Below are 13,008 nucleotides of genomic sequence, written 5' to 3' on the forward strand. Positions count from 1 at the left end.
CCGACGCCGGAACATTCCGCAAAGGCGGGCCCATCAGGGGGTTCTCCGTCAAGGCCGCTCGGGCGGCGACGGTAGCCTTCTGACTATGGACTCCACCTGGTTGGTGCTGCTGTCTCTGGCACTCGGCCTCGTGGTCGGCGCCGGATTCGTGTGGCTGCTGTACTCGGCGGCATCCCGCAGCCATCGCGCGACGGAGATCGTGAACCCCACGGTGCCCGACGGCGTCGACCAGGTGCTGGAAGCCCTTCCGACCGCCGGCATCGTGGTGGATCCGAGCAACAACGTGGTGCGGGCTTCGGCCGGTGCGTACAGCCTCGGACTCGTCTGGAACGCGGCGCTCAGCCAGCCGCGACTCGTCGAGCTCGTCGACGAGGTGCGGCGAACGGGAGAGCCCGTCGCCGAAGACCTCGAACTGGCCAGGAGCTCGCTAGGGGATGCCACGGTGCAGCTCACGGTGCGCGTCGCCAGGCTCGGCTCCCGCTACATCCTCCTGCTCGCGGACGACCGGACGGAGGCCGTGCGGCTGGAGCAGGTGCGTCGCGACTTCGTGGCGAACATCAGTCACGAGCTCAAGACGCCGATCGGCGCCATCAGCGTGCTCGCCGAGGCGCTCGCGAGCGCGCCGGACGACGGGGAGCAGGTGCGGCACTTCGCCGCCCGGCTCACCGGCGAGGCAGCACGCCTCGGGCGACTGACCCAGGACATCATCGACCTCTCCAAGCTGCAGGCGGCGGAGATCGTTCCGCATGCCGAGCGCGTCTCCATCGACGACGTCGTCGCCGCCGCCATCGACCAGAACCGGGTGCTCGCGGACTCGCGGGGCATCGAGCTCGCCTCCGGCAAGCGCTCCCGTGCCGCCGTGTTCGGCGACGAGAACGTGCTCACCACGGCCGTGCACAACCTCATCTCGAACGCCGTGCGCTACTCGCCCGAGAACACCAGAGTGGGCATCGGCACCCGACTGAACGACGGAGTCGTCGAGATCTCCGTCACCGACCAGGGGCCAGGCATCCCCCCTGAGGACCAGGACCGCGTCTTCGAACGCTTCTATCGAGTCGATCAGGCCCGTTCGAGAGCGACAGGCGGCACCGGCCTCGGCCTCTCGATCGTGAAGCACGCCGTGCAGAATCACGGCGGCGAGGTGCGCGTGTGGTCGCAGCCCGGCCGCGGATCCACTTTCACCATCCGGCTCCCCGAGGCGGAAGGACCGACATCGGAGCCGCAGGCGCCCGACGAGTCCGACCGGCCATCGGAGACCGCCATGACCCAAGGAGAACGACCGATATGACCCGCATCCTGCTCGTGGAAGACGAGGAGTCGCTGAGCGAGCCGCTCGCCTTCCTGCTCGGGCGAGAGGGATACGAGGTGGCAGTGGCCGCCGACGGCGTCGCCGCGCTCACCGAGTTCGATCGCGAAGGTGCCGATCTCGTGCTGCTCGACCTCATGCTTCCCGGCATACCAGGAACGGAGGTGTGCAAGCAGCTTCGTTCGCGTTCGAACGTTCCCATCATCATGCTCACGGCGAAGGACTCGGAGGTCGACATCGTCGTCGGTCTGGAGCTGGGGGCCGACGACTACGTCACCAAGCCGTACTCCACGAGGGAGCTGCTCGCACGCATCCGGGCGGTGCTGCGGCGGCGGACGGAGGAGGCGCCGTTCGACGACGGCATCCTCGAGGCGGGCAGCGTGCGCATGGATGTCGACCGGCACACCGTCTCGGTCGCCGGCGTCGAGACGCCCATGCCGCTCAAGGAATTCGAGCTGCTGGAGCTGCTGCTGCGCAACGCCGGCCGCGTGCTCACCAGGGGACAGCTGATCGACAGGGTGTGGGGCAGCGACTACTTCGGCGACACGAAGACGCTCGACGTGCACATCAAGCGCATCCGTTCCCGCATCGAGCAGAACCCGTCGGAGCCGCAGATGCTCGTCACCGTGCGCGGGCTGGGCTACCGTTTCGAGGACAGCTGACGGCTCAGCTCCGGGTGGCGCGCAGGTCCTTCAGAGCTCGCGCTGACGCGCCGCAAGAAGGCGGCATGGCGGCGTCGCGAGCGGGCATGCCCCGTGGCGCGAACGTAGCGTGCCGCCGCGGCGCGAACCTGGCCGCGAGCGACGGGGAGCCTCGCGCTTCGACCCCTGGCGGGCGCGGGCGTCACCGCGTGGGAGCGAACGCCTCGTATCCGGGGAACGTCGACGACAGCACCGGCACCTGGATCTGGGCGCCCGTCGCATCAGCGTATGTGAAGTAGACGTCGGTCAGCGAGCCTGGCTTCGCGTCCAGCCCCGTGAACTCGATGCGCCGTCCTTCGCCGCCGACCTTCTTGATGCCGTCAGCCGGAATGGCGATGTCGTGCGACGACGAACCGTGGTGGACCGTCAGGTAGTGCGCCTTGTCCTCGTTGTTGACGAAGGTGACGACGAGGTTGCCGATCGTGCCCCTGGTGTTGGAGACGATGACCGCGTTGCGGATGTCGATCTTGCCCACGGATCCGTTCACGCCGTGAGCGGTCTCCTTGATGTACAGGGTGTCCTGCGGAGTGAGCAGGGTGCAGCCCGACATGCCCGCCGTGAGTCCGAGAGCGAGAACGATGGATGCCGCTACGCGCGCCTTCACTTCAGATCCTCCAAGTCGCACCGGGCCGGCCGGATCGGCCTGTTACGAACACCGCGGATTGCCTTTCGAGCCTACCGTATCGCGGTCGGCGGCCGACCGGCGGCACAGGATAGCACGGCCCTGCTGTGGTATCCTAGACGCTGCTGAAGGGACTGCTATCTATGCTTTTCGAGGTCGGCGAGACTGTCGTTTACCCGCACCACGGTGCCGCAACCATCACCGAGGTGAAGAAGAGAATCATCAAGGGTGAAGAGAAGGTCTACCTCAAGCTCAACGTCACCCAAGGCGACCTGACGATCGAGGTTCCGGCCGAGAACGTCGACCTGGTCGGGGTCAGGGACGTGATCGGCAAAGAGGGCCTCGACAAGGTGTTCGAGGTGCTGCGCGCCCAGTTCACCGAGGAACCGACCAACTGGTCCCGCCGCTACAAGGCGAACCTCGAGAAGCTCGCCTCCGGCGACGTGATCAAGGTCTCGGAGGTCGTGCGCGACCTCTGGCGTCGCGACCAGGACCGCGGACTGTCCGCGGGAGAGAAGCGTATGCTCGCCAAGGCGCGGCAGATCCTCATCTCGGAGCTTGCCCTGGCGGAGAAGACCGACGAGGAGCAGGCCTCCAGCGTGCTCGACGAGGTCCTCGCCTCGTAGTCGCTGCGACCGAGCTCGCACTACGCTCATCGGCATGAGCGCATTCTCGCCGCGCGTGGCGGTCATCGTGGTGGCCGCAGGCTCCGGAACACGACTCGGCGCGGGACTGCCGAAGGCGTTCGTGTCCGTCGGCGGCCTGACGCTGCTCGAGCACGCCGTACATGCCGTGAACGGCATGAGTTCGCATGCCCGTCTCGTGGCCGTGGTGCCTGCCGAGCGGGCCGACGAGGTGCGTGAGCTGTTGCGACCTCTCGCCTCTGAAGCGGTCGTCGTGGCGGGCGGTGCCAGCAGGCAGGCATCCGTCGCGGCCGGCCTGGCCGTGCTCGACGAGGCGATCGAGGTCGTGCTGGTGCACGACGCCGCGCGCGCGTTCACGCCATCCGAGCAGTTCGACGCCGTGGTGGAGGCCGTCGACGCGGGCGGCGAAGGCGTCGTACCCGGCCTCCCCGTGAGCGATACCATCAAGCGCACGGATGCCGCAGCGCGCGTCGTCGACACCGTCGACCGTTCCGAGCTGGTCGCCGTGCAGACGCCGCAGGGGTTTCCACGCGGCATTCTCGAGGCGGCGTACGCGGCCGCCAAGGAGGAGGCGACGGACGACGCGGCACTGGTCGCCGCCATCGGGCACCCAGTGCGCATCGTGGCCGGTGCTGCGCTGGCGTTCAAGATCACGACGCCTGCCGACCTCGCCAGAGCCGAGCAGCTGTTCGGCGGTTCGGCTCTCACGCAGCGCGTCGGGCTCGGAACGGACACCCACGCGTTCGCCGACGGCGGCGAGCTGCGGCTCGCCTGTCTCGCCTGGCCGGGAGTGCCGGCGCTCGCCGGCCACAGCGACGGAGACGCGGTCGCGCACGCGATCGTCGACGCGCTGCTGTCCGCCGCTGGGCTCGGCGACATCGGGTCCGTGTTCGGCACGGACGATCCGCGCTTCGCCGGCGCGCACGGCGACGTGTTCCTTCGTGCCGTTCGAGAACGGCTCGCCGAGACCGGCTGGCGGGTGGCGAACGTGAGCGTGCAGCTCGTCGGCAACCAGCCCCGCTTCTCGCCGAGACGCACCGAGGCGGAGGCCGTGCTGTCCGGCATCCTCGGCGCGCCCGTCTCCGTGTCGGCGACCACCACCGACGGCCTGGGCTTCACCGGTCGGGGCGAGGGCGTAACGGCGATCGCGACAGCGCTTGTTGCCAGCCGACGCCCCATAAGCTGACTCTGTGGGAATCCGACTGTACGACACGAGAGCCGCGGGACTGCGCGACTTCGTTCCGATCGAGACCGGCAAGGTCGGCATCTACGTCTGCGGCCCCACCGTGCAGTCCTCCCCGCACATCGGGCATCTGCGCTCCGCGCTGGTCTACGACCAGATGCGCAGATGGTTCAACTACCGCGGATACGAGGTCACACTCGTGCGCAACGTCACCGACATCGACGACAAGGTGCTCATCAACGCCGCCGCCGCGCAGGCATCCGGCAGCAGCGAGCAGTGGTGGGCGCTGGCCTACCGCTACGAGCGCGAGTTCGACGAGGGATACCGCGCCCTCGGCATCCAGCCGCCCACCTACGAACCGCGTGCGACGGCGAACATCCCGCAGATGCAGGAGCTCATCGCGCGCCTGATCGAGGGCGAGCACGCGTATGTGGCCGATGACGCCTCCGGCGACGTGTACTTCGACGTGCACAGCTGGCCGCACTACGGGGAGCTGACGAAGCAGAGCATCGATGCCATGGAGCCGGCGACGGATGCCGACCCGCGGGCCAAGCGCGACCCCCGCGACTTCGCGCTCTGGAAAGGCCGCAAGGACGACGAGCCGGAGTCGGCCGCGTGGGAGAGCCCGTGGGGACCGGGGCGCCCGGGCTGGCACATCGAGTGCTCCGCCATGTCGTCCCGCTATCTCGGCCCGCACTTCGACATCCACGGCGGGGGCCTCGACCTGCGCTTCCCGCACCACGAGAACGAGGTAGCCCAGTCGACCGCGGCCGGGAACGCGTTCGCCGAATATTGGGTGCACAACGGCCTCGTGAACATCTCCGGCCAGAAGATGTCGAAGTCGCTCGGCAACTCCGTCTACGCGGCCGACCTGCTGGGCACCGCGCGGCCGCTCGTCGTGCGCTACTACCTCGGCTCGGCGCACTACCGCTCCACGATCGATTTCACGGAGAGCTCGCTGGCCGAGGCGGAGGCGGCGATGGAGCGAATCTCGGGCTTCCTCGAGCGCGTCGACCGGCGCCTGGCCGGCACGAGGTTCGCCTCCAGCGGCGCCGAGGTGATCCCCGAGGAGTTCGCCAGGGCGATGGACGACGACTTCGCCGTTCCGCAGGCGCTGGCGGTGCTGCACGACACCGTGCGCGCGGGCAACCAGGCGCTCGACGGCGAGGACCTCGGCGCTGCAGCGACGGCGAGGGGACAGGTCGAGGCCATGACGGAGGTGCTCGGCATCAATCCGCTGTCCCCGCAGTGGCAGGCGGCGCGAGGGGACACCCGGGCGCGCACGGCTCTGGATGCCCTGCTGCGCCGGCTTCTCACCGACCGGCAGGCGGCACGCCAGGCCCGGGACTTCGCCCTTGCCGACCGCATCCGCTCGGAGCTGGCCGAGGCGGGCATCACGATCGAAGACACCCCGACGGGTGCGCATTGGAGTATCGATGGCGAATAAGCCGCGCGCGGGTGCCGTGCGCAAATCGAAGAAGGGCCCGACCAAGGGCACGGGCGGCAACGGCCGCAAGGCGCTCGAGGGCAAGGGACCGACGCCCAAGGCGGAGGACCGGCCGTATCACGTGGCGGCCAAGCGCAAGGCGCTCGCCGATCGTGCGTCGGCGAAGGCGGCCGCTCGCGGTGGCCAGCGGTCCAACACAGGAGGCGGGACGACCGCGCGCAGAGCCACCTCCGACGACTCCGAGATCGTCACCGGCCGCAACTCGGTGCTCGAGGCGCTGCGCGCACGCATCCCCGCCACCACGCTGTACATCGCGGCGCGGATCGAGCTGGACGACCGGGTCAAGGAGATCATGAGCACGGCCACCAAGCGGGGCATCCCCGTCTTGGAGGTCATGCGTCCTGAGCTGGACAGGCTCTCCGGCAGGGACGCGGTGCATCAGGGCGTGGCGCTCAAGGTGCCGCCCTACGAGTACCGGCATGCCGACGACGTGCTCGACGCCACGCTGAGCGCCGGCCAGACGCCCCTGTTCGTCGCGCTGGACGGTGTGACGGATCCGCGCAACCTAGGCGCGATCATCCGCTCGACGGCGGCTTTCGGCGGGCAGACCGTGATCGTTCCTCAGCGTCGCTCGGTCGGCCTGACGGCGTCGGCGTGGAAGACGTCGGCGGGAGCAGCCGCTCGCACCCCGGTGTCGATGGCGGCCAACCTGACGCAGACCCTGAAGGGACTGAAGAAGCGCGGGCTGTTCGTGCTCGGCCTGGACGGGGACGGCGACGTCTCGCTGCACGATCTCGAGCTCGCCGACCGCGGCGTCGTCATCGTCGTCGGGAGCGAAGGCAAGGGGCTGTCCCGGCTGGTGAGCGAGACGTGCGACGCGATCGTCTCGATTCCGATCTCGTCCGCGACGGAGTCGCTCAACGCCGGCATCGCCGCGAGCGTCACTCTGTACGAGATCGCGAAGCGGCGTGCGGAGGCGTCCGCCCGCTGAGTCCGCGCCATCCGCCGCCGGTGCCGACGGCCGGCAGCGGCGGCCCGGCCTAGCCTGGAGGGGACTGCTCGCCCCGAAAGGTGCTGATCATGGACGATCGACAACGACTGCTCGCGCGCGTGTACTCGCGGGAGGGAGCGGCGGAGGAGCCCCAGGAGTACCGTGACCCGAGCACCGGAACGCCGGTGCGCATGACGCCCAGCGAGTGGGCGCTCGCCGAGTTCGACCGGCTGCACCCCGCCGAAGTGTCCACCGCTTCGGACCGGGACGCGGTGGACAGGGGCCTCGGTGGTTCCCGGATGCATCCGATCGGCGCGGCTGCCCGGAACGACGCGGCACGTGTCGGCGATGCAGCGGATGCCCGCAGCCGCGACAGCGAGCAGCCCGCGGAGGGCGAGGACGAGGACCAGGGCGAGGGCGACAGCGGCCGCACCACCGGCGGGCGGGGTCGCAGCCCCTCGGTGGTGAGGCGAGCAGCACCCGTGCTGATCGGTGCCGGGGCCTTCGTGCTCGGCGTGCTCGTGGCGACCGGCATCTCCGCAGCGATCGGCGGGGGAGACCACGCGCCGTCCACGCCGGCAGCCGCGACTACGACGATCATCCCCGACGACGCCTTCCGACCGCTTCCCGGTCCCGCCATCCAGGAGTTCTTCAGAACGGCGCCCAGGGTCGACGATCTGCCGGCCGCTGTGACGAGCGGCTTCGTTCCCACGTCGTTCCACCTGGTCGCGGGCAGCGTCACGATGCAACAGAGCGCGACGCTCTACGCCGCGAAGCGGCTCGACGACGAATACTGCCTCGTGGCCGTCGCGGGAGGGAACCGGGTGGCTGAGACGTGCTCGACCGTGGAAGGCATCGCTCTGCACGGCCTCACGCTGGCGAAGGATGCCGTTCGCGACGTCGACGGACGCCCGCTCACCGTCACGGTCACCGCGGCGAGGGACGGCACGATCAGATGGGAGGCGATGCCGTCGGCGGGCTGAGCGCGGCCTGCGTTCAGACCTTGGACATCCAGTCCTCGTCGTCCGCTTCGTCGTCGACGACGGAGACGGGCACGGTGAAGGCCTCGGTGACCGGGGCGATCACCGTCGCCTCGTCGCGGCGATGACGGAGCACGTCGTTGATGTACGACGACAGCGCCTCCGCGAGCGGAACGTCGCGCCCCTGCTCCTGGGACATGAACCACCTGTGGTCAAGAAGCTGGTGGAAGACCTCGGCCGGCTCGAGCTTGCCCCGCAGCTCGGCCGGGATGGCCCGCACGACCGGCTCGAACACCCTCATCAGCCACTCGTGGGCGATGGCCTCCTCGTCCAGGCCCTGCTTGGCCACCGTCGCCGCGTAGGAGTCCAGGTCGTTCAGAAGGCGCCGCGCCTGGTTCTCGCCGGTGTCCAGCCCCGTGAGCCGCAGCAGACGCCGCTGGTGGTGACCGGCATCCACGACCTTCGGCTGAATGCGCACGGTGCCGCTGTCGGTGCCGGTGCTGCGGATGGCGAGCTCCTCGATGTCGAAGCCGAGCTCGTTGAGCCTGCGCACGCGTTCGGCGATGCGCCAGCGATCGGATGCCGAGAAGGACTCGCTGCCGGTGAGCTCCTTCCAGAGCACCCGGTAGGCGGCGACGATTCCGCCGGAGACGTCGACCGGGTCGACCTCCTCGGCAAGGCGACCGCCCGCCTGGATGTCCATGAGCTCGCCCGCGATGTTGACCCTCGCGATCTCGAGGTCGTTCTCGCGCTGGCCGTTCGACAGGCCGCCTTCGTAGAGCTGGCCGGTCTCGGCATCCACGAGATAGGCGGCGAACGCGCCGGCATCGCGGCGGAACAGCGTGTTGGAGAGCGAGACGTCGCCCCAGAAGAAGCCCACCATGTGCAGGCGCACGAGCAGCACCGCGAGAGCGTCGACGAGACGGGTCGCCGTGTCGGGTCGCAGGGTCTGCGAGTAGAGCGCGCGGTAGGGCAGCGAGAACTTGAGATGCCGCGTCACGAGCACGGGCTTCAGCGGCTTGCCGGAGTCATCCGACCGTCCCTCGATCACGGCCACCGGCTCGACGCACGGCACATCCAGGCGCTGGAGCGTGCGCAGCATGTCGTACTCGCGTCTGGCCATCTCTCCCGTCGTCTCCTTGATGGCGATGACGTACCCGGAGAGGTTCGCGAAGCGCACCAGGTGACGCGAGATGCCCTTGGGAAGCAACGCGATGTGCTCGTTGGACCACTTGTCCAACGGCAGGTTCCAGGGCAGGTCGAGGAGCGCGGGATCGACGGTTGCCGCGGTGATGTTGACGGAGCCGGCCATAGCCATCAAGCCTAGGGCGTGCGCGCTCCCCCGAGGGGTACAGCGAAGCCCCCGGCCCGAGCGAACTCGGAACCGGGGGCCTCGATGATGGGATGCGCGAAGGTCAGTCGACCACGGCGCCGCCGAGGCGCTCGCCGCTCTCGGCATCGAAGATGTGCACGTGGCCCGGCTTCGGCGTGATGTAGACGGTCTCGCCCGCGTTCGGGTGCACCCGGCCATCGACACGGCCGACGATGTCGACTCGCTTGGCGTCGACCTCGGTGTGACCGTAGAGGTAGCCGTCGGCGCCGAGCTCCTCGACGAGGTCGACGGCGACCGTGAGGCCGTTGCTCGCGCTCGTCGAGACGACGACGTCCTCGGGACGCACACCGATCGTGACCTGCTTGCCCGCCTTGGCCAGCACCTCGCGGTCGACCGGCACGACAGCGGTGCCAAACTGGATGCCACCGTCGGTGACGTCCGCAGCGAACAGGTTCATGGCGGGGCTTCCGATGAATCCCGCGACGAACACGTTGTTCGGCTCCGCGTACAGCTCACGCGGCGTGCCGACCTGCTGCAGAACGCCATCCTTCAGCACGGCGATCCGGTCGCCCATCGTCAGGGCCTCGGTCTGGTCGTGCGTCACGTACACGGTGGTGACACCCAGGCGGCGCGTCAGCGACGCGATCTGGGTACGCGTCTGCACGCGCAGCTTGGCGTCGAGGTTCGACAGCGGCTCGTCCATGAGGAACACCTGCGGGCTGCGCACGATCGCGCGGCCCATCGCAACGCGCTGACGCTGACCACCCGACAGGGCCTTCGGCTTGCGGTTGAGGTAGGGCTCCAGGTCGAGCAGCTTGGCGGCCTCGAGCACGCGCTGGGCGCGCTCTTCCTTCTTCACGCCGGCGATCTTCAGGGCGAAGCCCATGTTCTCCGCGACGGTCATGTGCGGGTACAGCGCGTAGTTCTGGAAGACCATGGCGATGTCGCGGTCCTTCGGCGGAACATCCGTGACGTTGCGGTCGCCGATGAAGATGTTGCCTTCGTTGACCTCCTCAAGACCGGCGAGCATACGCAGCGACGTGGACTTGCCGCAGCCGGAGGGGCCGACGAGAACGAGGAACTCGCCGTCGGCGATGTCGAGGTTCAGCTTGTCGACGGCGGGACGCGTCGAACCGGGATAGATGCGCGTCGCATCGTCGAAAGTCACTGTTGCCATGGTGTGTCTCCTTCACCGGCAGGTACGTGCCGGACGATCCGTTGTGATGGATGTTGTATGGCCATCGGTCGCCGATGACCAGGACCGATGCTACGACAAGAGTCGAGGATGCGCCGAATCGGGTTCGGGTCGTTGGGCGGAGACGCAGCGTTCACCCCGGTCGTGTTGCGCCTCTCCGCAGCGCTCGTCTGGGCATTTCCCAGAGTGCGGCTCTAGGGTTGTGGCGTTCGCGTGCCGCCTTGCCGCATGCCCCCCGAACCTGACACAGCTTTCGCACCTGAAGTGAGATCGAATGACCAACGGCGATGTCGAACGCCGCCCGTCCAATGGAGAACGCCGCGCCGCAGCACGTGACAAGGCACGCCAGCTGCGCGACGCACACCGTAAGCAGGAGCGTCGCAGGCGGGCCGTCGTCAGGTCGAGCATCGTCGTGGTGGTCCTGGCCGTCGCTGCGGTCGTCGCGGTCGTGATCGTCTCCTCGATCCACCCGCCGTCGCACGGTCCGGCGAACATGGCGAGCGATGGCATCCTCATCGGCAAGGGCATGAAGGCGCAACGCACGCCTGCCACCGCTCCGGATGCCAAGCCCGTCGTGAACAAGCCGGATGCCACTGGCGCGACCGTCAGCATCGTCACCTACATCGACTACCTCTGCCCGTACTGCGGCGAGTTCGAGCGCACCAACGCGGACCAGATCGGCAAGCTCGTCGACTCGGGCGCCGCGACCGTGGAGATCCATCCCATCCCGCTGCTCGCCAGCCACTCGGCAGGAACCAAGTACTCGCTGCGCGCCGACAACGCTGCTGCGTGCGTCGCCAACTACGACCCGAACTCGTTCTGGGAATTCAACCGGCAGCTGTTCGAGAACCAGCCGAAGGAGAACACGGCGGGTCTCACCGACGCCCAGATCAAGCAGCTCGTGAAGCGGGCGGGCGTGAAGGACTACGACTCGGTGTCGAAGTGCATCGACGACAGCCGGTTCGACTCGTGGGCGCAGAACGCGCTCGACCGCACGCTCACCGGTCCCATCCCGAACTCGAGCGTGAAGCAACTGAAGGGCACACCGCTCGTGCTCGTCAACGGCAAGCAGTACCAGGGCTCGCTGACCGACCCCGACGAGTTCCGCGCGTTCATCGTGAAGGCGCAGGCCGACACGTACTCCACGCAGAAGCCGACGCCCACCCCGACGCCGACGGCCACCTCGAACGGCTGACCCTGCGCCGACACCCGCGGCCTCCCGTGGGTTGAGCTTGTCGAAACCCACGTCGGGGATGGCGGACCGGAGGTGAACCTGGCCGACCTCGAGCGGCCGAACCTGGCCGAACTCGAGCGGCCGAACCGCCACGGTGGATCGCGGCGCACTTCTGCCCTGGGCCGGGAGCCGTCCTGCCGCACGTCGCCGATCGACAGCCCCGTAATATGGTCCCGAGGGCACGCCCTCTGCCGGCTTGGCGCAATCGGTAGCGCAACGCTCTTGTAAAGCGTAGGTTGCGGGTTCGAGTCCCGCAGCCGGCTCAACCTGTCAGCGTCTACTCCAGAACGCTGACCACCTTCTCGGCGTCGATCAGCTTCGGCGCGCCGTCGCCCTTGCCCTCGGCGCGCGGCGGCTTGCCTCCGACATAGAGCCATCCCAGCAGGCGCTCGTTCTCCTCCAGACCGTGCGTGCGGGCCACCGGATCGGAGCGCGTGTAGTGGCCGGTGCGCCACATCACACCCCAGCCGGCCTCGTCGAGAAGCAGGCTCAGCATGTGGGCCACACCGGATGCCACGGCATCCTGCTCCCATGCCGGCACCTTCTCGCTCTTCCGCCTGCTCGCGACGATGGCGATGAGCAGCGGAGCACGCAGGGGTTTCGTCGACGGCTCCGCCTTGCCTTCCGCCTCGGCGATGGCCTCGCCCAGCCGCACGCGCGCGTCTCCACGGAGCTCGATGAGCCGCCACGGCCGCAAGGAGCTGTGGTCGGCCACGCGAGCGGCAGCGGCGACGAGGCCGAGCACCTGCTCGTGCGTCGGCGCGTCATCCGTCACCTTCGACCGCGATCGCCGGGCGGCGATCGCGTCGCGGGCACTCGTGTTAGGCGCCTGCCTGCTCATCGGCAACGGGAGTGAAGCCCAGCGAGAGTGAGTTCATGCAGTACCGGTCGCCTGTCGGCGTGCCGAACCCGTCGGGGAAGACGTGACCGAGGTGCGAGCCGCAGTTCGCGCACCGGACTTCCGTGCGCACCATGCCGAGAGAGGTGTCCTCGAGAAGCTCGACCGCCTCGGGCCGCACGGACTCATAGAAGCTCGGCCAGCCGCATCCGGAGTCGAACTTGGTGCCGCTCTTGAAAAGCTCGGCACCGCACGCCGCGCACGTGTAGATGCCCGCCCGGCTCTCGTCGAGCAGCTCGCCGCTCCACGGACGTTCGGTCGCCGCCTCGCGCAGCACGGCATACTGCTCCCCGGAGAGCTCCTCGCGCCACTGGTCGTTCGACTTGGAGACCGCGTACGTCATAGCTGTCCATCCTTTCCCGGCAGCAGGCATCCATCGGTTGCGCCGCTGCGCACACCAAGGGTAACGACCGAACCCCGGCGACTGTTCCGCATGTCGGAGTGCTACGGCATGGCACGGCGGCGCGCACAAGC

At 68.7% G+C, this 13,008-nt stretch carries 13 protein-coding genes and 1 tRNA gene; 9 read left to right on the forward strand and 5 right to left on the reverse strand.

The window, feature by feature from the left end; translation table 11 throughout:
- Positions 1-85: 85 nt before the first annotated feature.
- A complete protein-coding gene (locus tag VHB92_RS14225) occupies positions 86-1,288 on the forward strand; it encodes a sensor histidine kinase (RefSeq protein ID WP_325454423.1) in 1,203 nt (400 codons plus the stop codon).
- Positions 1,285-1,968, forward strand: a complete 684-nt coding sequence (locus tag VHB92_RS14230; RefSeq protein ID WP_325454424.1) for a response regulator transcription factor — start codon at positions 1,285-1,287, stop codon at positions 1,966-1,968. Before VHB92_RS14225 ends, VHB92_RS14230 begins: the two co-directional genes overlap by 4 nt.
- A gap of 181 nt (positions 1,969-2,149) precedes the next feature.
- Here VHB92_RS14230 and VHB92_RS14235 read toward each other — a convergent pair whose 3' ends face one another.
- Entirely contained in the window at positions 2,150-2,611 is a 462-nt protein-coding gene (locus tag VHB92_RS14235; protein ID WP_325454425.1) for a hypothetical protein, read from the reverse strand.
- Positions 2,612-2,772: 161 nt separating this feature from the next.
- Here VHB92_RS14235 and VHB92_RS14240 point away from each other — a divergent pair, with 161 nt between their 5' ends.
- The 5 genes from VHB92_RS14240 to VHB92_RS14260 all read left to right on the forward strand — a co-directional run bounded on the left by VHB92_RS14240 (position 2,773) and on the right by VHB92_RS14260 (position 7,877).
- Positions 2,773-3,255: a CarD family transcriptional regulator gene (locus VHB92_RS14240; RefSeq protein WP_170024789.1), complete on the forward strand. Its 483-nt coding sequence runs from the start codon at positions 2,773-2,775 to the stop codon at positions 3,253-3,255.
- Positions 3,256-3,289: 34 nt separating this feature from the next.
- Positions 3,290-4,459, forward strand: a complete 1,170-nt coding sequence (gene ispD / locus VHB92_RS14245) for a 2-C-methyl-D-erythritol 4-phosphate cytidylyltransferase (RefSeq protein ID WP_325454426.1) — start codon at positions 3,290-3,292, stop codon at positions 4,457-4,459.
- A 4-nt stretch (positions 4,460-4,463) separates the two neighbouring features.
- Positions 4,464-5,903, forward strand: coding sequence for a cysteine--tRNA ligase (gene cysS, locus VHB92_RS14250; protein WP_325454427.1), 1,440 nt, complete (start codon positions 4,464-4,466; stop codon positions 5,901-5,903).
- Positions 5,893-6,894: a 23S rRNA (guanosine(2251)-2'-O)-methyltransferase RlmB gene (rlmB, locus tag VHB92_RS14255; RefSeq protein ID WP_325454428.1), complete on the forward strand. Its 1,002-nt coding sequence runs from the start codon at positions 5,893-5,895 to the stop codon at positions 6,892-6,894. The genes cysS and rlmB overlap by 11 nt, the downstream gene beginning before the upstream one ends.
- A gap of 89 nt (positions 6,895-6,983) precedes the next feature.
- Positions 6,984-7,877: a hypothetical protein gene (locus VHB92_RS14260; RefSeq protein WP_325454429.1), complete on the forward strand. Its 894-nt coding sequence runs from the start codon at positions 6,984-6,986 to the stop codon at positions 7,875-7,877.
- Positions 7,878-7,890: 13 nt separating this feature from the next.
- Here the strand turns inward: VHB92_RS14260 and VHB92_RS14265 are convergent, their stop codons facing one another.
- The gene (locus tag VHB92_RS14265) at positions 7,891-9,186 is read right to left on the reverse strand and encodes a DUF4032 domain-containing protein (RefSeq protein WP_325454430.1); all 1,296 of its coding nucleotides are present in this window, start codon (positions 9,184-9,186) and stop codon (positions 7,891-7,893) included.
- Between the two features lie 103 nt (positions 9,187-9,289).
- Positions 9,290-10,384: a sn-glycerol-3-phosphate ABC transporter ATP-binding protein UgpC gene (locus VHB92_RS14270; protein WP_325454431.1), complete on the reverse strand. Its 1,095-nt coding sequence runs from the start codon at positions 10,382-10,384 to the stop codon at positions 9,290-9,292.
- Positions 10,385-10,676: 292 nt separating this feature from the next.
- Between VHB92_RS14270 and VHB92_RS14275 the strand changes: the two genes are divergently transcribed.
- Together VHB92_RS14275 and VHB92_RS14280 are read left to right on the forward strand one after the other, a co-directional pair.
- A complete protein-coding gene (locus tag VHB92_RS14275; RefSeq protein ID WP_325454432.1) occupies positions 10,677-11,597 on the forward strand; it encodes a DsbA family protein in 921 nt (306 codons plus the stop codon).
- Positions 11,598-11,826: 229 nt separating this feature from the next.
- Positions 11,827-11,899: transfer RNA gene (locus tag VHB92_RS14280), tRNA-Thr, on the forward strand.
- A 14-nt stretch (positions 11,900-11,913) separates the two neighbouring features.
- On the opposite strand, the gene VHB92_RS14285 is transcribed toward VHB92_RS14280, so the two are convergent.
- Both VHB92_RS14285 and msrB read right to left on the reverse strand, forming a co-directional pair.
- On the reverse strand, positions 11,914-12,477 hold the full coding sequence (locus VHB92_RS14285; protein ID WP_325454433.1) for a nitroreductase family protein: 564 nt from the start codon (positions 12,475-12,477) through the stop codon (positions 11,914-11,916).
- Entirely contained in the window at positions 12,458-12,877 is a 420-nt protein-coding gene (gene msrB / locus VHB92_RS14290; RefSeq protein WP_325454434.1) for a peptide-methionine (R)-S-oxide reductase MsrB, read from the reverse strand. The genes VHB92_RS14285 and msrB overlap by 20 nt, the downstream gene beginning before the upstream one ends.
- Between the last annotated feature and the right edge of the window lie 131 nt (positions 12,878-13,008).

It is taken from the genome of Humibacter sp. (assembly GCF_035547335.1).
In the GTDB taxonomy this organism is placed as follows: domain Bacteria; phylum Actinomycetota; class Actinomycetes; order Actinomycetales; family Microbacteriaceae; genus Humibacter.